The sequence below is a fragment of the Paenibacillus sp. 1182 genome (assembly GCF_017833915.1).
GTDB classification, from domain to species: Bacteria; Bacillota; Bacilli; order Paenibacillales; family Paenibacillaceae; genus Paenibacillus; species Paenibacillus polymyxa_D.
The window spans coordinates 1-22,085 of the sequence record NZ_JAFICR010000025.1; the positions used below are offsets into that span (position 1 = coordinate 1).

The window sequence follows — 22,085 nt, forward strand, 5'->3', positions numbered from 1 at the left end:
GGGGTAACCCCCCTGCTTCTCCAGAGACCAGAGCATTATGATGTAAAAAAGAAACCCACGTCTCAAAATGACGGGGTTTCTCGACAATCTGAGAACCTCCACAGAGGTTCTCTTTATCCTTTATATCGCTGCTACAGCAAGGCTTTTGCCGCAATGTCCGTACGGTTTTGTTTACCTTCAAAGGTAATACGATCCGCCTGTTCGTAAGCTTTGTTCCGTGCCCCGGCAATATCACGTCCCAAGCCGACCACACCTAATACACGTCCGCCGTTCGTTACCCACTCGCCCTGTTCGTTGATGCCCGTTCCAGCATGGAACACGATAGCTTCGTCTACCTGTTCCAATCCGTGGATAGGTACGCCTTTGGCGTAAGCTGCAGGATAACCTCCGGATGCCAGCACCACGCACACCGCCGCTTCATCCTTCCACTCAATCTCCACCTGATCCAGCGTGCCATTTACAGCAGCGAGAAAAATATCGAGCAGATCGGATTTCAAACGAGGCAGAACCACTTGAGTTTCCGGATCACCGAAACGTGCATTAAACTCAATGGTCTTCGGCTTGCCGTCCGGCGAAATCATCAATCCGGCAAATAATACACCTCGGAATGGACGCCCTTCAGCAACCATGGCCTTGGCCGTCGGCTTAATAATCGTCTCAATAGCTTCCTCAATAATGGAATTGGCTATGTGAGGCAATGGAGAATACGTACCCATGCCGCCTGTATTTGGCCCTTTGTCATTATCAAAAATAGGCTTGTGGTCTTGCGCCGCGGCCATCGGACGAACCGTTTCACCATCGACAAAGGAGAGAATCGACATTTCCTGACCAGCCAGAAACTCCTCAATCACGACTTGTGCCCCGGCTTCACCAAACACCTTGGTCACCATAATGTCAGAGAGAGCCTTTTCCGCTTCCTCCATCGAGTAAGCGACCGTTACCCCTTTGCCTGCCGCCAGTCCGTCTGCCTTAATGACGATCGGGATCGGTTGCTCCTTCAAGTATGCATGTGCTTCCTCGTAAGTATAAAACTTACGATAGGTTGCTGTCGGAATATGATATTTATGGAGCAAATCCTTCATGAAGATTTTGCTACCTTCAATTTCCGCTGCATTTTTACGCGGTCCGAATACGGGAATGCCTTTCGCTTCAAAAGCATCCACAATGCCATCTGCCAGCGGATCATCGGGGCCAACCACGACAAGTCCGACCTTTTTGGATTCCGCCAGTTCTGTCAGCGCGTCAAAGTCACTCACCGGAATCGGCACACACTCCGCTAACTGTCCGATACCAGCATTGCCTGGTGCGCAATAGATTTGTCCGGCCTTGGGGCTTTTCTTCAGCGACCACACAATTGCATGTTCGCGGCCGCCCCCTCCGATAACCAAAATATCCATTCAGGTGATTCCTCCCGCTCCCATTAAGATTGTTCAGGTGAAAATGCTGCTGCATCCTCAACTCATACAAGTTAGTGCTTGAAATGACGTACGCCTGTAAAGACCATGGCAATGCCGTATTCGTTAGCAACCTTGATGGACTCTTCGTCTTTGATGGAGCCGCCCGGCTGAATAACTGCTGTGATGCCTGCTTTAGCTGCCAACTCCAACGTATCGCCCATCGGGAAAAATGCATCGGATGCCAGTACGGCACCTTTTGCTTTGTCACCAGCCTGCTCGATAGCAATCTTGGCCGCACCGACACGGTTCATTTGTCCAGCGCCTACGCCAATGGTCATATTATCTGCCGCCAGTACGATGGCGTTGGATTTCACATGCTTAACCACTTTCCAGCTAAACAAAAGCTGTTTCAGTTCTTCCTCGGATGGTGCCCGCTCCGTTACAACTGTAAGTGCATCCGAGTCTACAGCGTGAATGTCATTTTGCTGAACGACCATGCCACCTTCAATGGAAGTCACGACGAAGCGGCTTTCCACCTGTTCAGACCGGGAAAGCTCACCCAAATCAAGCAAACGAATATTTTTCTTTTTCGTTAAAATCTCCAATGCTTCTTTCGTAAATCCCGGTGCCAGTACAATTTCCAAAAAGATCTCACTCAGCTTATTTGCTGTATCACCATCAATAATCCGGTTAGCCGCTACGATGCCGCCAAAAATCGAGGTTGGATCAGCTGCATACGCCTTGCTGTACGCTTCATAAATACTGCCGCCAATTCCCACACCGCAAGGATTCATATGCTTAACTGCTACTACTGTAGGTTCGCTGAATTCTTTGACAATTTGCAAAGCTGCATTAGCATCATTGATGTTATTGTAAGACAGCTCTTTGCCGTGAAGTTGTTTCGCTGTTGTCAGTGTACCCTTTGCCGCCAATGGCTCACGGTAAAATGCCGCCTGCTGATGCGGATTTTCGCCATAACGCAAATCCTGGATTTTTTCATAGGTTACAGTGTAACGCTCAGGCAACGGCTCACCTGTCACATTCGACAAATAATCGGATATCAAAGCGTCGTATGACGCCGTATGGCGGAACACTTTTGCAGCCAAACGCTTACGGGTATTCAGCTCCGTATCGCCATCCTTACGAATTTCCTCCAACACTGTGCTATAGTCATCAGCATCAACCACCACACTGACAAAAGCATGATTTTTTGCCGCAGAACGAAGCATCGTTGGCCCGCCGATGTCGATATTTTCAATCGCGTCCTCATAAGTTACACCGGGTTTGGCAATCGTTTCCGCAAAAGGATACAGATTCACAACGACCAGATCAATATAACCCAATCCAAGCTCTTTCATCTGACGCTGATGCTCTTCATTATCCCGAACAGCCAGCAAGCCGCTGTGTACCGCAGGGTGGAGTGTTTTAACACGTCCATCCATAATTTCAGGAAAACCCGTTACCTCGGAAATGCCGATGACAGGAATGCCCTCCTTCGACAACAAGCTGCTCGTTCCCCCTGTCGAAACGATCTCCACACCCAATTTGGACAACTCGCGGCAAAATTCCACGATCCCTCGCTTATCCGATACGCTGACGAGCGCTCTTTTAATACTCACCCTGTCTCCTCCTTTAGCTCTTTCAGAATTTTGCAAAATTCTCTTTTATCATTTTATTTCCCGAGAAATATCGGAAAATGCCTGTACAGCATCCTTGATATAACAATGATATGACAAATTACAATCATTCTTAGAGAAGTGAAATCACTTTGCGACCATTTAATTGGATTTTGCCTTGGGCTAATTTTCCAACTACTTCTGGATATAGCTGACGTTCTACGGATTGAATGGCTGCGGATAAGGATTCCGCAGTATCATGGTCGCTAACCTCCACGACACGCTGGGCAATAATAGCTCCCGTATCCATGCCCCCGTCCACAAAATGAACGGTGACGCCACTTACCTTGACACCATAGGTCAATGCCTGTCCAACAGCATCTTTCCCTGGAAATGCCGGAAGTAGTGACGGATGAATATTAATGATTTTTCCTGCGTAGGCATCGACCATGACGCTGGATAGCAAACGCATGTAGCCAGCTAACACGATGAGATCAATTGATTTCTGCTCCAGTAAAGCCACCAGTTCACGCTCATAGTCTTCTCGAGAAGGATATTCCTTGGGTCGAAAGGTATGGCACGCAACTCCAGCTTTCTGTGCTCTAGCTACGGCAGGAGCCGCAGGCTTGTCACAGATGAGCAATTCTACCGAGGCATCGCCCAGTTCTCCTCGCGCAGCGGCATCCACCAATGACTGAAAATTCGTCCCTTCGCCTGATGCAAAAACAGCAATCCGGTACTCGTTCATTACACCTCGGCTCCCGTAAAGGTCACGATAGAACTGCCTTCCGTTACTTTTCCGATCACATAGGCAGCTTCGCCCTGTTCCTTCAGAACTTCCAGTGCAGTCTGTGCATGCTCTTCGCCTACAACGATTACCATGCCAATCCCCATATTAAAGGTTGTGAACATGTCTCTGTTGGAGATTGCACCTTTTTCCTGCATGAGCTGGAAGATCGGCAAAATCGGCCAAGTGCCGTATTCAATATCCACATTGACGTGATCCGGTAACACTCTTGGGATATTTTCAATAAAACCACCACCTGTGATATGCGCCATACCTTTTACTTTTACCTTGTCCAGCAATGCCAAAACGGATTTCACGTAAATTTTCGTCGGCTCCAGCAGTACATCGCCCAGTTTGCCGTTTAAGCCTTCGATTTCATCATGCAAATCATAGCCCTGCTGTTCCAATAACAGCTTGCGAACCAGTGAGAAGCCATTACTGTGAACTCCACTGGAGGCCAGCCCAATAACGGTATCTCCAGGGGCAACGGAGCTGCCGTTGATGATTTTACTTTTATCTACAATCCCTACCGTGAATCCGGCAATATCATATTCACCCTCGCTATACATCCCTGGCATTTCTGCGGTTTCACCGCCGACCAGCGCACAGCCCGATTGATGGCATCCCTCTGCGATTCCAGCGACTATAGCTTCAATTTTCTCGGGCACAACCTTGTCACAAGCGAGGTAATCCAGAAAAAAGAGTGGCTCCGCGCCCCCGACGACAATGTCGTTTACACACATCGCAACCGCGTCGATACCAATGGTGTCATGACGATCCATTGCGAAAGCAAGCTTCAGCTTCGTGCCGACACCATCGGTACCGGAAACGAGTACAGGCTCCTCGTACTTATCCTTATTCAGGCCGAACAACGCACCGAATCCGCCCAAGTCCGTCAGCACTTCGGGACGGAAGGTACGTTTAACGTGCTTTTTCATCCGTTCTACTGCTTCATTACCGGCAGCGATATCTACCCCTGCATTTTTGTATGCTTCGGACATTCATGAACACTCCTTCAAATGATTGACCCTCCTAAGTCCTCCCTAGTAGGGAGGATTCCATGGGGCTGCTCCCCCTGGACCCCTCAATAGTCGGTCAGATGTGTAAGGTTGGGTGCTGCTTGGTGGTTGATTCGTGCTGTGAGTCGCGTGCTTTCCTTTGTATTCGTGGGCTATCCCCGCGAATACAAAGGACACGCTTTAGTGCGAGGCCGCCTATGCAGCGGCGGCGGGGGCACGTCCCGGGCTGTTTGCTTCGCAAAGGCGGGGACGTGCCGGGCAAAGAAGTGAGCGGCGCTTACGAGCGGCTCACTTCCTTGCCCTTTGAAGCAGGCAGCTTCGCCCTGCCTGCTATTGAGCCTCGCTTCGCTGGCTCACGGGCGGTTCCACAGGCCGCCCGCTAAAAACTCATGGCATGAAATAGTTATGCCATGAGTTTTTAACTGCCTTACCTATCCTCTTCCCGGTGGGAACCAAAGAGGTACAGGCACTGCTGCAAAGGGATGTACAACTGAGGAACGGAGCGGGTGGAAGGATTCTGGAGAAGCGAAGCGTTCGCCTTTGCCGCTGGATTCCAACCCTCTAAGGGGTTATTCCAATCCAGGAATCCAGCGGCAACAGCGATCGGAAGAACCTTCCACACGCGGAGTGGCTCTCTCAGAACCACCACCACTTGCTCATACACCTCTTTTGTTCCCTTTTCTCAACAACTACATCCGAACTTTTCTTCACCTTTGAAATCTACCTGAGTCGGGTAATCATTATCAAAACAGGCTAGGCACAAGCCGCCTTTGTAATCCTGTTCGTTATATCCACCTACAGCGGCAATCAAACCCTCGGCGCTCATAAAGTAGAGCGAGTCGGCGTTAATTTCCTCACGAATTTCCTCGACGGTTTTGGATGAAGCAATCAGCTCCCGGCGATCCGGCGTGTCAATACCGTAGAAGCACGGGTTTTTGAAAGGCGGCGAGGTAATACGTACATGTACCTCCAACGCTCCCGCATCACGCAGCATATTCACGATTCGACGGGATGTAGTGCCCCGGACGATAGAGTCGTCGATCATAATGACCCGTTTACCTTCAACAACACGGCGTACAGCGCTCAGCTTCATTTTCACACCCTGCTCGCGTAACTCCTGACTCGGCTGAATGAAGGTACGTCCAGTGTATTTATTTTTAATCATGCCCAGCTCATAAGGAATACCTGTCTGCTCTGCATAACCAATCGCAGCCGATATGCTGGAATCCGGCACTCCTGTCACCAGATCCGCATCGACAAAAGCTTCCAACGCCATCTGGCTACCCATTCTTTTGCGTGCAGCATGAAGATTAGAACCATTCAAGTCACTGTCAGGACGAGCAAAATAAATATACTCCATCGCACATAACGCTTTACGGTGCTTATCTTCCGTGTACCGATCTTCATGCAAGCCGTTTTTATCCAGCACTAGCAGTTCACCCGGCTCGATATCGCGCAGCAGTTCTGCACCAATCGTTTCCAGGGCACAAGACTCGGATGCGAACAGATAAGCATCTCCCAGTCTGCCCATCGTGATTGGACGCAGACCATTGGGGTCGGAAGCCACGAGCAGCTTGTCGTTGGTCATAATGAGAAAAGCAAATCCGCCGACAATCCGCTTCAATGCATCTTTCGCGGCCTCCACTAAATCCTTGGATGATCGTGCGATCAAATGCGCCACTACTTCTGTATCGCTGGTCGTTTGAAAAATAGACCCGCCCTGCTCCAGCTCATGTCGAATTTGCAAAGCATTCACAATATTCCCGTTCGTAGCTACCGCTAGGTCGCCATCACGATACTTGAACACCAAAGGCTGTGCATTCGTTAGCTTACTGTCTCCACTTGTCGAGTAGCGCACATGTCCTATGGCAATATCGCCTGTCAGCGAAGCCATCAAATCTTTATTGAATACTTCTTTTACAAGCCCCATTCCACGATGATAATGGAACTCGTCGCCACTGCTCACACAGATGCCTGCACTTTCCTCCCCGCGATGCTGGAGTGCATGCAATCCGTAATATGCTAGGGAAGCGGCATCGGAGTGCCTATACACTCCAAACACGCCGCATTCCTCTTTTAATTTATCAAACAGCCCCTCTTTACCAGAGCCTTCATTATAATAATCTCCAGTCCACAACGTCCGTGCTGTTATTTCATCAGACATGGAATGACATCCTCCCAGATTTGCTTCAAACTGGCGACTGCCTCGTTCAAAGCGGGTTGTCCGTTCACCTCAACTGTCAATTGTGATCCTTCAACTTTTCCTAATACAGTAACTGGCACTTCCAAACCACGCAGATGTGCTTCCAGAGCAGACGCTTTATCCGGCGATGCAGATAACAAAATACGGGATTGGCTTTCGCTAAACAAAGCATGGTCAGGACGCAAAGTCGTTTCTACGTTGACCTGTGCTCCCAATCCGCCGCTAATCCCAGATTCCGCAAGCGCTACAGCCAATCCGCCCTCTGCCAAATCATGCGCAGATTGTACCAATCCGCCCTGAATCGCTCCCAGTACCGCAGTCAGCAGTTTTTTCTCTACGTTCAAATCTAGCTCAGGCGGGCGTCCTTCGGATACACCGTGTACGACAGCTTGGAACTCGCTGCCTCCCAGCTCGGCCTTCGTTTCCCCCACCAAGAAAATCACATCACCCTCGGCTTTGAAGCCTTGTGTTGTTATATGATCCGTATCATGTACCAAACCTACCATACCGACAACAGGCGTCGGATAGATGGAGCCTTTGGTATTTTCGTTGTACAAGCTGACATTCCCCCCGATAACAGGTGTATCCAGTACACGGCAAGCTTCAGCCATACCGTCTACGGCTTTTTCCATTTGCCAGAAAATATCCGGCTTTTCAGGGTTACCGAAGTTCAGGTTATCTGTAATCGCCAACGGCTCGCCGCCAGAACATACAATGTTACGCGCTGCTTCACTGACTGCAATCCGTCCGCCTACCTCTGGGTCAAGGTATACATAACGTCCGTTACAATCTGTCGTCATGGCAAGTCCCTTACGAGTTCCGCGCACAGTCACTACAGCTGCATCCGATCCCGGACGAACGGCTGTACTCGTACGAACCATGTAGTCATATTGCTCGTATACCCATTTCTTACTAGCTACACTTGGTGAAGACAGCACCTTTTTCAGCGCACCGTTCAAATCCGTCACTTCTGCATAACGAAGTGTGTCAATGGCAGCATTTTGCTCATAATAAGCGGGGACTTCGGAAGGCTTGTCATAAATCGGGCATTCATCAACCAGCGCCGTCACTGGCATATCTCCGACCACTTCATTGTGATGGAACAAACGCAAACGACCGTCATCCGTCACTTTACCGACCTTGGCACAAATAACGCCCCAGCGCTCGAAAATTTCCAGTGCCTGTGCTTCATCCTTAGGCTCTACTACGAACAGCATCCGTTCTTGTGATTCGGACAGCATCATTTCATAAGGTGTCATACCCTCTTCACGCTGCGGTACCTGATCCAGATACAGCTCCAGGCCGTTGCCAGCCTTACTCGCCATCTCCGCGCTGGAGCAGGTAAGTCCTGCGGCACCCATATCCTGAATACCCAGCACAATACCGCTGTCGATCAGTTCCAGACATGATTCCATAACCAGCTTCTCCATAAAAGGATCGCCTACTTGAACCGCAGTCCGGTTCGCTTCAGATTCTTCTGTCAGCTCAACCGATGCGAATGTCGCTCCGTGAATCCCATCACGACCTGTCGGTGGGCCCACATAGAACACCGGGTTACCGACCCCTTTAGCAACACCTCGCTGGATTTTATCATGGTCAATCAGTCCGACACACATTGCATTAACGAGTGGGTTACCTTCGTAGCTTTCATCAAATACAACCTCGCCACCTACAGTCGGAATACCGATACAGTTCCCGTAGCCCGCAATACCAGATACTACATGCTCGAACAAATATTTCACACGGTCGCTCTCCAGCTTGCCAAAACGCAGAGAGTTCAACACCGCAACAGGCCTTGCGCCCATGGAGAAAATATCACGGATGATACCGCCTACCCCAGTCGCTGCTCCTTGAAAAGGCTCCACAGCCGACGGATGGTTGTGGCTTTCGATTTTAAATACAACCGCTTGGTTATCACCGATATCTACAATGCCTGCGCCCTCACCGGGTCCCATCAGCACTCGTGGACCATTCGTTGGAAAACGACGCAATAACGGCTTGGAGTTTTTGTAAGCACAATGCTCTGACCACATGACACTGAATACACCAATCTCCGTATAATTCGGCTGACGTCCCATGAATTCACAGATCAACGCATATTCGCTATCTGACACACCCATCTGCTGGTACAGTTTATGCTCGGCAACCTGCTCTGCCGTTGGTTCCTTAGCGGACACTTGCTGTGCCATGTCGATCCCTCCATGCGTTCAAAATAGATGTAAACATACGTTTGCCGTCATCCGTTCCGAGCAATGCGTCCACCGCGCGTTCAGGGTGAGGCATCATGCCCAGCACGTTTCCTTGTTCATTACAAATCCCTGCGATATCCGTCATGGAACCGTTTGGATTATCTTTATACGTAAATACGATCTGGTTATTCGCCTGCAAGCGAGCCAGCGTCTCATCATCACAGTAATAGTTGCCTTCGCCGTGGGCGATCGGAATAATGATCTCTTCACCAGCAGCATAGTCTCTTGTAAAAGGTGTTTGGTTATTCGCAACCTGCAACACCGTATCCCGGCATAGGAATTTCATCGACAGATTACGGCGTAAAGCCCCTGGCAACAACCCGGCTTCGGTCAGAATTTGAAATCCGTTGCAAATCCCTAAAATAAATTTGCCCTCGGCAGCCGCTTTGGCAACTTCCTTCATCACCGGTGCAAACCGGGAAATCGCACCGCAGCGTAGATAATCCCCGTAAGAGAAGCCGCCAGGAACAAGAATACAATCATAAGGCGACAGATCCGTCGCAGTATGCCATACATAATCGACAGGTTCACCGACCGTGTCCTCTATCGCCTTATAGCAGTCAATATCACAGTTGGATCCTGGAAAAACCAGAACTGCAAATTTCATGGAATTAGCCCTCCAGTTCGTAGCGGTAGTCTTCAATGACCGTGTTGGCCAATAGCTTTTCACACATCTCGATGACGCGCTTTTCAGCACTCTCGCGGTCTGTTGTATCCAGATTCAGTTCCATATACTTGCCAATTCTGACGCTGTCCACTTCTCCGAAACCCATAGAATGCAGTGCGCCTTGCACCGCAACCCCTTGCGGGTCCAAAACGCTTTGCTTAATCGTGACATAGACTGTTGCTTTCATCATGTTCCTTCAGTTCCTCCTCCGAATGAGTGAATCCTATTGGTTGAATTATGATTACTATTTACTGTGCCGTCAGACGCCGCCAAATATCCGTATATCTTGCAGTTGTTTCTTTTACGACATCAGCCGGCAACGGATCGGGCTTGCTATTCTTGTCCCAACCGGATGATGCCAAATAACTTCGTACCGGCTCCTTGTCCATGCTGTCAATCTCAACATCCAGCTCATATTTTTCCTGTGCCCAGAATCGGGATGAGTCCGGAGTGAAAATTTCGTCAATCAAAATAACCTTCCCGTTAACAAGACCAAACTCAAACTTGCAATCGGCTAAAATAATCCCCCGCTTCTCGCAGAAAGCACGTGCAAATTCGTACAACGCCAAACTCTTTTCCTCAAGCTCACCTGTTAGTTCAACCCCGACCAGTTCTTTCATTTGGTGAAGGGAAATGTCCTCGTCGTGTCCAACATCATTTTTTGCAGCTGGTGTAAATAAAGGCTTGGGAAAGCGTTCATTTTTACGCAGCCCCTCTGGCAATGGAATGCCGTTCACCTCACCGTTCTGCTCATACTGACGCCACCCGCCTCCGGTAATATATCCGCGCACCACACACTCAATATCGATGCGTTCAGCCTTCAGCGTGACCATGATCCGGTCCTTCAGCAACTCTTTATTCTGTTCGTCGATCACATGCCCGAGCTTGTTCACATCAGTGTGCACGACATGGTTTTCCAACAAGTCTTTCGTCTGCTCAAACCAGAAAGCGCTGAGCTTATTCAGCACATTCCCCTTTTCGGGCACGGGTGGCTCTAACACATAATCAAAAGCCGAAATTCGGTCTGTCACCACAATCAGAAAATGCTCTCCGAGATCATACAGTTCACGCACCTTGCCTTTATACAAGAGCGGCGCATGGATCAGACCTTCGGCAGTAGACAATGACATTTCATTACACCTCTTTCAAAAGAGTATTCCCCCTCCTAAATCAACCTTGCCCCTCCTAAATCCTCCCCTCAGGGAGGACCCCCAGGGCTGCTGCCCTCGGGACTCCCGCAAGGGTTGGCTAGTGAGCAGGGGATGGCGGGTTACTGGAGCTACGGTGGAGTGAGCGCGTTCCGCTGGATGAAGGCTTGTTTGCACAAGCTTTCATCCAGCAACGCTTTTACGTTAGTACAGATCGACGTTTTTACGTATTAACAATGTATTAACGCTCCCGACTCTAAGCGACAAGTTTTATGCCGCTTACAGCTCGACCGTGGTTCAGCGTCTACATACCGCCAAACCATTCGGCCCGTGGCCGTAGCACGGCATGCCGTGCAGCGAGCATTGGGCTTTGCCCTGTTGTGCGCATGTGCTACGCTGCGCACGGATACGGTGGCTCAAGGCTTCGCTTCTTGAGCCTGCGCGTTCTCGGGAGGGCAACGGGCTGTTTGCTGCGCAAATTCGGCAGCCCTCACGAGAACGTGGCCTGCGATAGAAAGCAGTGGAACACGCTTTTCCATCGCCTTTGGGAAGGTGCGGCATCTTATGTGCCGCACCTTCCCTAGTTCTTCTCCCTCACGAAGGTTGGTGCTGGGTGCAGCGGAGCGGACGGAATCGTTCTGGAGAAGCGTCAGCGCTTGCCTTTGCCTCTGGATTCCAACCAATATCTGGTCTTATACAATCACAGGAATCCAGGGGCAACAGCAATCGGAGGAATGATCCGTTCGCGCAGCGGCCTCACCACGCAGCAACCTTCCCTCCTACTCCCCTAATCCCAGCTTTTTGAAGATCGTATCCACGTTCTTCAGATGCCAGGCTGGGTTGAACGCATCCTCGATTTCGTCTGCGCTGAGCACGGCAGTAATTTCCGGAGTTGCCTCGACGATTTCGCGGAATTGGCGTTGCTCTTCCCACGCCTGCATAGCACGCGGCTGCACGGTATCGTAGGCTTTTTCACGACTAAAGCCTTTGTCGATCAACTTCGTCATAATACGGCCGGAGAATGGTACACCATACGTACGTGCCATATTGCGCTTCATATTTTCAGGGAAGACCGTCAGATTTTTTACGATATTGCCAAAACGGTTCAGCATGTAGTTCAACAGCATTGTTGCATCTGGCAGGATAATACGTTCCACAGAAGAATGCGAGATGTCGCGTTCATGCCACAGGGTTACGTTCTCATACGCCGATACCATATGCCCACGAATCACGCGTGCCAGGCCAGAGATGTTTTCACTGCCGATCGGATTGCGTTTATGCGGCATCGCAGAAGAACCTTTTTGACCTTTGGCAAAAGCTTCTTCCACCTCACGGAACTCACTCTTTTGCAGAGCACGGACTTCTGTAGCAAATTTGTCCAACGATGTGGCGATCAACGCTAATGTTGCCATGTATTCGGCATGACGGTCGCGCTGAAGCGTCTGTGTAGAAATTGGTGCAGGCTTGGTGCCCAGCTTGCGGCATACAAATTCTTCTACGGCCGGGTCAATGTTGGCATATGTCCCAACTGCACCGGACATTTTACCGTATTGTACTTGGTCAGCCGCAAAACGAAAGCGTTCCAGATTGCGCTTCATTTCCTCGTACCACAATCCCATCTTCAGTCCAAACGTTGTTGGCTCAGCATGTACTCCGTGTGTACGTCCCATCATCGGTGTGTGCTTGTAAGCCAATGCCTTTTCCTTCAAAATTTCAATAAAATTCAAGATATCGCGCTCCAGGATTTCATTCGCCTGCTTTAACAGGTAGCCCAGTGCCGTATCAACTACGTCTGTGGAGGTCAAGCCATAATGTACCCATTTGCGCTCGTCTCCAAGACTTTCGGACACCGTGCGGGTAAAAGCAATGACATCATGTCTTGTCTCCTGCTCAATTTCATAGATCCGTTCAATATCAAAACTTGCATTCTTACGCAGAGCCACAGTATCCTCTTTTGGGATAACCCCTAATTCCGCCCAAGCTTCACAGGCACACAGCTCTACTTCCAGCCACGCTTTAAATTTATTTTCTTCCGTCCAAATCGCTCTCATTTCCGGTCTGCTATAGCGTTCGATCATGACTATTTATTCCCCCAAATATTGGTTTGTTCAATCCATTCCAGCGCTTGTTCCGCATCCTGGCACAATAGATTAATATGTCCCATCTTTCGGCCTGGCTTGGCTTCACTTTTTCCATACAAATGCAGCTTGGGTACAACATCCAATCTTTCAGCTTCAACATCCGATTGCGCAAACCGCCGAACCACATCCTCCAAATGCTCACCTAGCACATTGACCATCACGACGGAAGTCAGCAGCTTCGTGCTGCCCAAGGGTAAACCGCAAATCGCACGTATGTGCTGCTCGAATTGCGACGTCGCGCACCCCTCCATCGTGTAATGACCGGAGTTATGCGGTCGTGGTGCTAACTCATTAACGTACAATTGTCCGTCTTCGGTGACAAACATCTCCACAGCGAGCAGTCCCACCGCACCCAGCGACTCTGCCACAGCCAGCGCCAACTTGCGTGCTTCCTCCTGGACAGGCTCTGGCACACGTGCAGGCACAATTGACGTGTGCAAAATATTGTTCACGTGAATGTTTTCGGCAGGTGGAAAGGCTTTGGCTTCACCGTTCGTGCTGCGAGCTACAATCACCGAGATTTCGCAGCGAAAACGAATGAACTGTTCCAATACCAGTTCCGCACCGCCTCCTGTCAGTTGTTCGTAGGCAGCCCTGGCTTGCTCTGGTTGGCGAATGACCACTTGTCCCTTTCCATCATAACCACCGACTGCTGTCTTGAGCACACACGGTACACCCAGTTCAGCTACCGCTTGAACCATATCCGCAAGACTACTGATTTCACGATACGGAGCGACAGGGACACCAGCAGCTTCAATAGAACGCTTTTCTCTCAGACGATGCTGTGTTGTGTACAAAAGACTGCTGCCTTGCGGCACACTGGATTCCTTTTCCAAAAGTGCAGCCACACCTGCGTCCACATTTTCAAACTCATACGTGATCACATCGCACCGCTCAGCCAGCTCTCTGGCCGCATGCTCATCATCATAGGCAGCGCGGATTTGTTCAGATACCTGCCCACAGGGGCTATCCGGTACAGGGTCCAGTGTCACAAAGCGATATCCTAGATTGGTTCCGGCCAGTACAAGCATTCTTCCTAATTGCCCGCCTCCTAAAAGTCCAATCGTTGTACCAGGAGGTCGGATACGGCCTGCGGGTTCACTTGCCCCATTCATAGCGAGTCACTGCCTTCCAGCACCTCATCACGAATACGGTCGCGTCTCGCCAAAACCCGCTGGCTTATCTTTTCGTCAAAAGCGCCTAATATTTGTGCTGCCAGCAGCCCTGCATTTGTAGCGCCTGCCTTACCAATTGCCACAGTGGCAACCGGAATACCACCCGGCATCTGCACAATGGAGAGCAGGGAGTCCAGACCGTTCAGAGCCTTCGACTGAACAGGCACACCAATGACCGGCAATGCTGTCTTCGCAGCCACCATTCCTGGCAGATGCGCAGCCCCACCCGCTCCAGCAATAATGACCTTTAGTCCACGCCCAGCGGCCTCTTCTGCAAAACGAAACATTAAATCCGGTGTACGATGGGCTGAAACTACTTTTTTCTCATATCCGATTTCAAGCTCGTCCAGCACAGCACATGCATGCTGCATGGTGTCCCAGTCTGATGTGCTGCCCATAATGACAGCGACCTGCACTGACATGTCCTTCACTCCCTGTTTATCAATAAGCGCCAAAAATCCGGCACTCGAAAATAAAGTTATTTTCAAGACACCGGACTACGAAAAAACAAACGACAGAGCCTCTTAAAGGCATGCAAAAGCAAGCCTCTTCCACCGCATCCAATGCGGCTTCAGCCGTATGTCTCCCGTAGTCCGGAAATTTAAGGTTTCCAGGTAGAAACTTCCGGGCCATATCCCCGGCATTATACGAGTTAGCATTGTGCCTATTCCATCCCAATCGATATTCTTTACAAGTATGATCGTGGTTTGTTTCGGCTCAAACATGTGTACCTTATTAAATTGCACCTTAAGTTCATTTTTTATCGACAATACACTTCCTAGTTTAACAATTCCCTACACCTTATGTCAACTTGAAAACGAACATTAGAATAATCATACAATAGAATGTTCGTGTTTAGTGAAATCAGTATCCTTATATACCCACAGGTCAGGACTATTGTATTATATTTAGCTATCGCTCCCCTCCCCTGATAACAGCGACCGCAACGCATCCCACTGAAAAAAATAAAAGTCGGCACTCCCTATACAGGCAGTAAACCGACTTTTACTTTTTTATTCAGTTATTTTACGACCAGCACAGGAATACGCGCATGCTGCACCACATTGTGACTTACGCTTCCCAATACAAATTCACGGATACCACCTAAACCTCGGCTGCCGATCACAATCGCATCGAAGCCATTCTCATTGGCATAATCCAAAATGACTTCGGCTGGAGAACCTTGAATCAGTTCCACCTTGGCATCTACACCCTGCTCAGCAAGTCGTTTTTTAACTTCATCCGTAGTTTGTTCGGCCAAATCGTAATATTCTTTATTTATTGAAGCCGGAATTGGAGCCAAACCTTCGCCCATAAAGATCCGAGGAAAATCGAATGCCGTTACCACCTCAAGCTTCGAGGACGGTGATGCCTTGACCAATTCAGCCGCCTTTAACAAAGCCTTGTTGGATGCATCCGAACCGTCATAAGCAAGCAATACTTTTGAAAATATCATAATATGCACCTCTTCCTCATTCAGTTTATTGATTCAAAGCCTGAAATATGTATTCCTGTGGTTGTTCATTCCATGTCACCGGATGGCTGGAATAGTCTTCTCACTCATCATTAAACTTCCCTATGAGAACCTAAACTCCTCCCCTTTACCGTAAAAAATACCCATACAGCAATGCGTTCATGAATAGCAACGCAGGAATACCTAGTCTGAAGCTCATATGCCGTGTTTTATGGCGTTTACGGTACATGGCAATTAGAACGCCTAATGCTCCCCCGATCAGGGCCAGGAAAAACAACGTCCGTTCAGGTACACGATCGCGATGTTTACGTGCTCTCTTTTTATCCTCCGACATTACCAGATAGCCTACTGCATTGATAAACAGCAGCCATACCAACAAGCCTGTCTGCAATGTCTCTCCTCCTTTTGCACACCGTACCAAGTTCAGGTATTAGGCCTTATATAGCGCTCTCCCCCTCATTATAACCCCACCCCTTTTACAGAAACAACGCCTCTTCTGACTTGGATAGCGCTTTTGCGGAAATAGTAAGGTTGCATAAGGGCGATCCCCGAGTGCATCTATTTCGTCTTAAAGGAGGAACTGCGATGGAAAGCACCCATGAATACGTTGAAAAGCTGCGAGAAAATGCAAAAAAGGCAGAACGCAACCGTAAACGAGGAAAAGGAACTCCCAGCGCCAGCTTGCCGACAAAACAGCATTCCAACAATCCTTGATCAACGAATCTGCATTAAGCTGTATAGCCGCGTTATTAACCTAAAGTATCAACTTAACCCTGCAGCCTTTTATGCGAATTGATTACAGGGTAAAATCTGTTGTTTAGCTTCCACAATAACAGCAAGCAGACTCCTTATGAGATATCTGCTTGTTGTTTTGTTTTGCAAACTTTTTTGAAATCGATTACATTTATAATAAATAAGTTCTAAAGTCATATTTCCTAACATAAGTGTTGACTAAAAGCAATTTTACACCCTATAATTCGTGATATTAACGTAATTCGACAAAATATTTGTCAGTTAATCTATCATTTATATTTGAGGTTTAAGATTGGAGAGGAGCTTTATATGACTAACATGAAAAAAATGACGATGATTCCCCTGTTGGCTAGCTTTATTCTCGGTAGTACTTTATGGAGTGGTGGATTTACCGCCAACGCTGCGGCTGCGGCAGCAGCTACAACCAGCACAACTGCACCTGCTTCTACCACTACAACGTCGGACAAATCCGAAAATCCTCAAACCAATCATTTACCCAATATTAAAATACTTGCCACAGGAGGGACCATCGCAGGATCATCTTCCGTCAATACGGATACAACCGGCTACAAAGCAGGCGCGTTGGGTGTGGAAACTCTGATCAATGCCGTTCCTGAGATGAAAAGTATTGCAAATGTCAGTGGTGAGCAAGTTGTTAATGTAGGTAGTCCCGACGTTAATAATGAGATCCTCCTAAAACTTGCCAAACGCACCAATGAACTGCTTGCCAGAGACGATGTAGATGGCATTGTCATTACACATGGTACAGATACATTAGAAGAAACAGCTTATTTCCTCAATCTTGTTATCAAAAGCGATAAGCCAGTAGTTGTCGTTGGCTCTATGCGTCCAGCTACTGCCATCAGTGCTGATGGTCCCTTCAACCTTTATAATGCAGTGAAAGTCGCCGGGGCTTCGGCCTCTAAAGGTCAGGGTGTACTCGTCCTGTTGAACGACCGTATCGGTGCAGCAAGATACATCACCAAAACGAACACAACAGCAGTTGATACGTTCAAGTCTGTGGAGCAAGGATACCTTGGAGCTGTTGTGGGCGATCAAGTGTACTACTACAACAAATCCACACACAAGCATACGACTTCTTCTGTATTCGACATCTCTAACCTGACTCAACTGCCACAAGTAGATATTTTATACGAATATCAAAACAATGGTCGCTATCTGTATGATGCAGCCGTAGCAGCTGGTGCCAAGGGAATTGTCGTAGCTGGTTCCGGTAATGGCTCCTTGTCCAAGACCTCCTCAGAAGGCGCAGAGGCCGCAGGTAAAAAAGGAGTGATCATTGCCCGCTCCAGCCGCGTGGGAAGTGGAGTGGTGTCCCCGTCAACAAAAGACGCGGCATCGAACTTTGTATCGACCGATTCGCTTAATCCGCAAAAAGCACGGATTTTGCTCATGCTTGCTTTGACCCAAACACACGATGTTAACCAAATTCAATCTTTTTTTAATGAATACTAAAAGTAGTTATCCCAAATCAAATAATTCAACATTCTATTATGCAAAAGAAGCAGCAGTAACGGTTGACCACCGTAACTGCTGCTTCTTTTTTTTGCGAGACAGGTCTAGCATTAGTAACTACTTCATCTGACGTCCAATCGTCTTGGTTCTATACACGTTGTCCATCCCACGCAGCATCAAGACTGCTGTTTGGGAATCCCATTCAAGCTTGGAGGATATTTCGCTTGCTTCTCTGGATGAGCAGCAATTTCCTCCTCCAGTATGCTTGATTTATTTTGCTGATTATTGATTTTAAGCGGCTTATGTTTGGGCATAAATACTCACCTCCTCGGCTTACCATGCCAAGGAGTGATCGTTTTTATACCGACGTATACCTGCTGATTATGTGACTGTAGCACTTTTGGTCATCCGTTATTTGCCCTGCTATTTGCCCTGCTTTTGTTCCATCGCTGCTTTAAGCAAATCACCCAAACTGGAGCCAAAAGATTCCTGCTTTTCAAATTGTCTTACTAGCTTTTGCTGTTCCCGTTTGTTTACCCGTTGCTTGTCCTTATCCAACGTCTCGGTAATGCCACAGGGCAGGCATCTTACATACAATCCTGCTTTGCCCTCTTTCATTTCCATTTTCTTATGACACTGCGGGCAACGTCGATTGGACAAACGTTTTTCCCCTGAACGACGGTAACCGCAATCCGCACTTGGACATACAAGGAACTTGCCTTTCTTGCCCTTCTTCTCCAATAGCTTTGTACCACAATCTGGGCAATGACTATTCGTCACATTATGAGGCTTGTACTCCGCACTGCTATTTTTCACAGTGGAAACCAGCTCTTTCGCCATAGCACGAATAGAATTCAAAAACGGTTCCGGTTGTCCTTGACCACGAGCAATCCGTTCTAGCTCCGCTTCCCAACGTGCCGTCAATTCGGGCGTTCGAAGCTGTGGAGCCGCCAGATCAATCAATTGTTTACCTTTCCCGGTTGGATGCATCACGTTCCCCTGACGCTCAATCGTATCCGAGCTGACAAGCTTCTCAATCAGATCGGCACGGGTAGCAGGAGTACCCAGTCCATGTTTTTCCATCTGAGCGAGCAGGGCAGCTTCTGTATACCGCTTCGGCGGCATCGTTCGCCCAGCTCGTACAAGACAACGCTGTAACCGGACGGAATCTCCTTTTTGCAGCTCAGGTAAAATAACGCCTCGTCCATTGTTTTCCCGATCCTCTGCTTCTTCATCATCCATATCATAATGGTTCGCGTCATATACAGCACGCCATCCGCTATCTTTTACCGTTGTGCCTTTTACCTGAAACGTCTCCTGCTCCACCGTTACTGATACGGCTACAGCATCATAACGTGCAGGTGGATAGAATAGACTGATAAAACGTCGTGCAATCAGATCATACAGCTTACGTTCCTCTGGGCTCAACTGATTAAGCAATAATGTCTGCTCAGTAGGAATAATCGCGTGATGATCCGTGACTTTACTGTCATCCACAATTCGCTTTGTGATTGGTAAGTTGTTACGCAATAGCGGACGTGCCAAGGAAGCATACGGACCTACTGCTACACTACTGAGCCTTTCCTTAAGTGTATCCACCATATCGGATGTCAGATAACGGCTGTCTGTACGTGGATAAGTCACCAGCTTATGCTGCTCATACAGACGCTGAAGCAGATTAGACGTCTGTTTAGCTGAAAAGCCATAGCGCTGGTTAGCATCTCTTTGCAGCTCCGTTAAATCATACGCCAGCGGGTGAGGCTCGTTCTTTTCGCTCTTTTTAACACTCGCAACTGTGCCTTTGGCCCCCTCAAGTCTTCGGCGCAAAGCCTCTGCTTGAGTGCGGTCAAACATGCGTGAATCCCCGCTTTCTGCCCGCCAAGTTGCCTGAAAATCGCCAAAATCCGCCGTCAGAGTATCATATTCCTGAGAACGGAATTCGGTAATTTCCTTCTCACGCTCCATAATCATCCCCAGCGTTGGTGTCTGCACTCTTCCAGCCGAAAGTTGGGCGTTATAACGACAAGTCAACGCGCGAGTTACATTGAGACCAATCATCCAGTCTGCTTCAGCTCTACAGCGAGCCGATTCATATAAACGATCAAACTGCTGACCAGGCAATAGCTTTGCGAAACCTGCCTTAATCGCCTTGTCCGTCTGCGAGGAGATCCATAAGCGCCGGAAGGGCTTTTTCCAGTTTGCCATTTGGATGATCCAGCGTGCCAACAATTCACCTTCACGAGCAGCATCTGTTGCCACGATAAGCTCTCCAATGTCCTGCCGCTTCATGAGCTGCTGCACAGCTTTGAACTGGTGATTACTTTCGCGCAGCACCTTTAACTTTGAACTCTTCGGAAGAATAGGCAGGTCCTCCAAATTCCAGGTCGCATACTTAGAATCGTAATCCTCCGGCTCTGCTAAGCCGACCAAATGTCCCAGTGCCCACGTCACCACGTACTGGGGTCCTTCTATATAACTTTTATGCTTCTCGCGGCTACCCATCACACGTGCAATCTCTCTGGCCACGGACGGTTTTTCTGCCAATACCAGTACCTTCATGTTACGCTCCTTTCTCTCATAGTGTTAATTATACCATCCTGCCATCTTACGATAAATTCTAATGCCAACGGCTCTTATTAACATGATCGTACATACTAGTGCTATTGCTTCTACATGGGTTAGGATAACTTACAAATCAGGCACACTCCATTTTAATAGCAGACCCGCATAGGTGAGGCCTCCCCCAAATCCATATAACAACACATGTTGTCCATACCGTAAACGTCCATCATCCAAACCACACTGCAAAGCCAACGGGATGGATGCCGCCGATGTGTTACCATACAATTCTACGCTTGTCAGCGTTTTTTCCAAAGGTACTGTACTTCTTTCACATATGGACTCGATCATTCTCAAATTAGCGCTATGAGGTACAAACCAGTCAAGATCCTCCTTCTTCATATTCGCCTTATCCAATAATCGTTCTATTCCCGTTGGAACAGAGCGAACAGCCCATTTATAAACCTCACGTCCATTTTGAGCAATAAATCCATGGTCTTGCAGCTTCTCTCCATCCAAATGATCAGATAATCCCACACGGTAAAGATGTGCTCCCCCTTGCCCATAGGTACCTATATCTGAAGTTAAAAATGATCCTTCATCCTCGTCATATTCTACAAGTGCAACCCCTGCACCATCTCCAAAAAGTATACACGTCGTCCGATCCGTATAATCTGTAATTTTGGACAACGTTTCGGCTCCCACTACCAGCACCTTACGATGCAGACCACTCGTAATAAGGCCATTTGCCAAATGAAGACCATAGGAAAAACCTGCACATGCTGCACTAACATCTATTGACCCTGTGTTTGGAATATCAAAATGAGCCTGAATACGTGAAGCCGTGCTTGGAAAGTAGTAATCAGGTGTACTCGTCGCTACAATAATCATCTCAACATCGTTTATATTTACGTCATACAGGTTAATCATACGAGTAATAGCTTGTATACATAAATCAGATACATATTGATCTTCAGCCGCAATGCGTCTTTCATGCATACCCGTTCTCTGTACAATCCACTCGTTACTCGTATCCACAAGCTTCTCCAAGTCAGCGTTCGTCAAAATCCGTTCAGGTACATAAGTGCCAAAGGCGGTAAGCTTAGCTTTTGAATTCAACAATCTGATCACTCTCCTTTGTAATCCTTATTCATATTATAACACCAGATACTAATACCTGGTACTAAATTATTTTAAAACCGTCTTCTTATTTATTAGTTAATATCCACTTATCCAGTTGAACTTATAACAAACTCACTTTAAATAAAATCCCAGTGCCTTATAACGCAAAAAAGAGACCAAGATCTTCAGAAGATCTTGGTCTCTTTTACTTGTTGCTTGGCGACGTCCTACTCTCCCAGGACCCTGCGGTCCAAGTACCATCGGCGCTGGAGGGCTTAACGGTCGTGTTCGGGATGGGT

The 22,085-nt window shown here is 48.3% G+C and carries 23 protein-coding genes, 1 rRNA gene and 1 riboswitch; of the genes, 4 read left to right on the plus strand and 20 right to left on the minus strand.

Features of this window, described 5'->3' with window-relative positions; translation table 11 throughout:
• Window positions 1-131: 131 nt before the first annotated feature.
• From purD to purM, 4 genes are all read right to left on the minus strand, one after another.
• Window positions 132-1,397 carry a phosphoribosylamine--glycine ligase gene (gene purD / locus JOD82_RS28425; RefSeq protein WP_209950365.1) on the minus strand — a complete coding sequence of 422 codons (1,266 nt, stop codon included), beginning with the start codon at window positions 1,395-1,397 and terminating at the stop codon, window positions 132-134.
• 71 nt (window positions 1,398-1,468) lie between these two features.
• Window positions 1,469-3,016 carry a bifunctional phosphoribosylaminoimidazolecarboxamide formyltransferase/IMP cyclohydrolase gene (gene purH / locus JOD82_RS28430; protein ID WP_209950366.1) on the minus strand — a complete coding sequence of 516 codons (1,548 nt, stop codon included), beginning with the start codon at window positions 3,014-3,016 and terminating at the stop codon, window positions 1,469-1,471.
• 130 nt (window positions 3,017-3,146) lie between these two features.
• Window positions 3,147-3,761, minus strand: a complete 615-nt coding sequence (purN, locus tag JOD82_RS28435; protein WP_209950367.1) for a phosphoribosylglycinamide formyltransferase — start codon at window positions 3,759-3,761, stop codon at window positions 3,147-3,149.
• Window positions 3,761-4,801 carry a phosphoribosylformylglycinamidine cyclo-ligase gene (gene purM / locus JOD82_RS28440; RefSeq protein ID WP_209950368.1) on the minus strand — a complete coding sequence of 347 codons (1,041 nt, stop codon included), beginning with the start codon at window positions 4,799-4,801 and terminating at the stop codon, window positions 3,761-3,763. The genes purN and purM overlap by 1 nt, the downstream gene beginning before the upstream one ends.
• 59 nt (window positions 4,802-4,860) lie before the next feature.
• On the opposite strand from purM, the gene JOD82_RS28445 reads away from it, so the two are divergent.
• Window positions 4,861-5,202, plus strand: a complete 342-nt coding sequence (locus JOD82_RS28445) for a hypothetical protein (RefSeq protein ID WP_209950369.1) — start codon at window positions 4,861-4,863, stop codon at window positions 5,200-5,202.
• Window positions 5,203-5,246: 44 nt separating this feature from the next.
• Here JOD82_RS28445 and JOD82_RS28450 read toward each other — a convergent pair whose 3' ends face one another.
• From JOD82_RS28450 to JOD82_RS28475, 6 genes are read right to left on the minus strand one after another with little or no spacing between them, the layout of a single operon-like run.
• A complete protein-coding gene (locus JOD82_RS28450) occupies window positions 5,247-5,471 on the minus strand; it encodes a hypothetical protein (protein WP_209950370.1) in 225 nt (74 codons plus the stop codon).
• Between the two features lie 30 nt (window positions 5,472-5,501).
• The gene (purF, locus tag JOD82_RS28455; protein ID WP_208332447.1) at window positions 5,502-6,983 is read right to left on the minus strand and encodes an amidophosphoribosyltransferase; all 1,482 of its coding nucleotides are present in this window, start codon (window positions 6,981-6,983) and stop codon (window positions 5,502-5,504) included.
• Window positions 6,968-9,211, minus strand: a complete 2,244-nt coding sequence (purL, locus tag JOD82_RS28460; protein ID WP_209950371.1) for a phosphoribosylformylglycinamidine synthase subunit PurL — start codon at window positions 9,209-9,211, stop codon at window positions 6,968-6,970. The genes purF and purL overlap by 16 nt, the downstream gene beginning before the upstream one ends.
• Window positions 9,189-9,878, minus strand: a complete 690-nt coding sequence (gene purQ / locus JOD82_RS28465) for a phosphoribosylformylglycinamidine synthase subunit PurQ (RefSeq protein WP_209950372.1) — start codon at window positions 9,876-9,878, stop codon at window positions 9,189-9,191. The genes purL and purQ overlap by 23 nt, the downstream gene beginning before the upstream one ends.
• 4 nt (window positions 9,879-9,882) lie before the next feature.
• The gene (gene purS / locus JOD82_RS28470) at window positions 9,883-10,128 is read right to left on the minus strand and encodes a phosphoribosylformylglycinamidine synthase subunit PurS (RefSeq protein ID WP_007428837.1); all 246 of its coding nucleotides are present in this window, start codon (window positions 10,126-10,128) and stop codon (window positions 9,883-9,885) included.
• Between the two features lie 58 nt (window positions 10,129-10,186).
• On the minus strand, window positions 10,187-11,068 hold the full coding sequence (locus JOD82_RS28475; protein WP_069012417.1) for a phosphoribosylaminoimidazolesuccinocarboxamide synthase: 882 nt from the start codon (window positions 11,066-11,068) through the stop codon (window positions 10,187-10,189).
• A gap of 114 nt (window positions 11,069-11,182) precedes the next feature.
• Between JOD82_RS28475 and JOD82_RS28480 the strand changes: the two genes are divergently transcribed.
• Window positions 11,183-11,320, plus strand: coding sequence for a hypothetical protein (locus tag JOD82_RS28480; protein WP_165179507.1), 138 nt, complete (start codon window positions 11,183-11,185; stop codon window positions 11,318-11,320).
• A 182-nt stretch (window positions 11,321-11,502) separates the two neighbouring features.
• On the opposite strand, the gene JOD82_RS28485 is transcribed toward JOD82_RS28480, so the two are convergent.
• From JOD82_RS28485 to JOD82_RS28510, 6 genes are all read right to left on the minus strand, one after another.
• The gene (locus tag JOD82_RS28485) at window positions 11,503-11,661 is read right to left on the minus strand and encodes a hypothetical protein (protein ID WP_209950373.1); all 159 of its coding nucleotides are present in this window, start codon (window positions 11,659-11,661) and stop codon (window positions 11,503-11,505) included.
• Window positions 11,662-11,865: 204 nt separating this feature from the next.
• Window positions 11,866-13,164, minus strand: coding sequence for an adenylosuccinate lyase (gene purB, locus JOD82_RS28490; protein ID WP_013308794.1), 1,299 nt, complete (start codon window positions 13,162-13,164; stop codon window positions 11,866-11,868).
• Window positions 13,165-13,166: 2 nt separating this feature from the next.
• Window positions 13,167-14,342, minus strand: a complete 1,176-nt coding sequence (gene purK, locus JOD82_RS28495) for a 5-(carboxyamino)imidazole ribonucleotide synthase (RefSeq protein ID WP_209950374.1) — start codon at window positions 14,340-14,342, stop codon at window positions 13,167-13,169.
• Window positions 14,339-14,824, minus strand: a complete 486-nt coding sequence (purE, locus tag JOD82_RS28500; protein ID WP_013308792.1) for a 5-(carboxyamino)imidazole ribonucleotide mutase — start codon at window positions 14,822-14,824, stop codon at window positions 14,339-14,341. Before purE ends, purK begins: the two co-directional genes overlap by 4 nt.
• Window positions 14,825-14,971: 147 nt before the next feature.
• Window positions 14,972-15,073: riboswitch (purine riboswitch) on the minus strand.
• Window positions 15,074-15,423: 350 nt separating this feature from the next.
• Window positions 15,424-15,858, minus strand: a complete 435-nt coding sequence (locus JOD82_RS28505) for a universal stress protein (protein ID WP_061832065.1) — start codon at window positions 15,856-15,858, stop codon at window positions 15,424-15,426.
• Window positions 15,859-16,003: 145 nt separating this feature from the next.
• A complete protein-coding gene (locus JOD82_RS28510) occupies window positions 16,004-16,267 on the minus strand; it encodes a DUF1294 domain-containing protein (RefSeq protein ID WP_025719814.1) in 264 nt (87 codons plus the stop codon).
• A 194-nt stretch (window positions 16,268-16,461) separates the two neighbouring features.
• Here JOD82_RS28510 and JOD82_RS28515 point away from each other — a divergent pair, with 194 nt between their 5' ends.
• Window positions 16,462-16,590: a DUF4023 family protein gene (locus JOD82_RS28515; RefSeq protein WP_081112528.1), complete on the plus strand. Its 129-nt coding sequence runs from the start codon at window positions 16,462-16,464 to the stop codon at window positions 16,588-16,590.
• Between the two features lie 348 nt (window positions 16,591-16,938).
• Window positions 16,939-18,105 (plus strand): type II asparaginase, encoded by a 1,167-nt coding sequence (locus JOD82_RS28520; RefSeq protein WP_103049934.1) that lies wholly within the window; start codon window positions 16,939-16,941, stop codon window positions 18,103-18,105.
• A gap of 176 nt (window positions 18,106-18,281) precedes the next feature.
• Here the strand turns inward: JOD82_RS28520 and JOD82_RS28525 are convergent, their stop codons facing one another.
• The 4 genes from JOD82_RS28525 to rrf all read right to left on the minus strand — a co-directional run.
• Window positions 18,282-18,419, minus strand: coding sequence for a hypothetical protein (locus tag JOD82_RS28525; RefSeq protein ID WP_016819760.1), 138 nt, complete (start codon window positions 18,417-18,419; stop codon window positions 18,282-18,284).
• Between the two features lie 109 nt (window positions 18,420-18,528).
• Window positions 18,529-20,664, minus strand: coding sequence for a DNA topoisomerase III (locus JOD82_RS28530; protein WP_209950375.1), 2,136 nt, complete (start codon window positions 20,662-20,664; stop codon window positions 18,529-18,531).
• 129 nt (window positions 20,665-20,793) lie between these two features.
• On the minus strand, window positions 20,794-21,786 hold the full coding sequence (locus tag JOD82_RS28535; protein WP_069012421.1) for a ketoacyl-ACP synthase III: 993 nt from the start codon (window positions 21,784-21,786) through the stop codon (window positions 20,794-20,796).
• Between the two features lie 214 nt (window positions 21,787-22,000).
• A 5S ribosomal RNA gene (gene rrf / locus JOD82_RS28540) occupies window positions 22,001-22,085 on the minus strand; the annotation flags it as partial.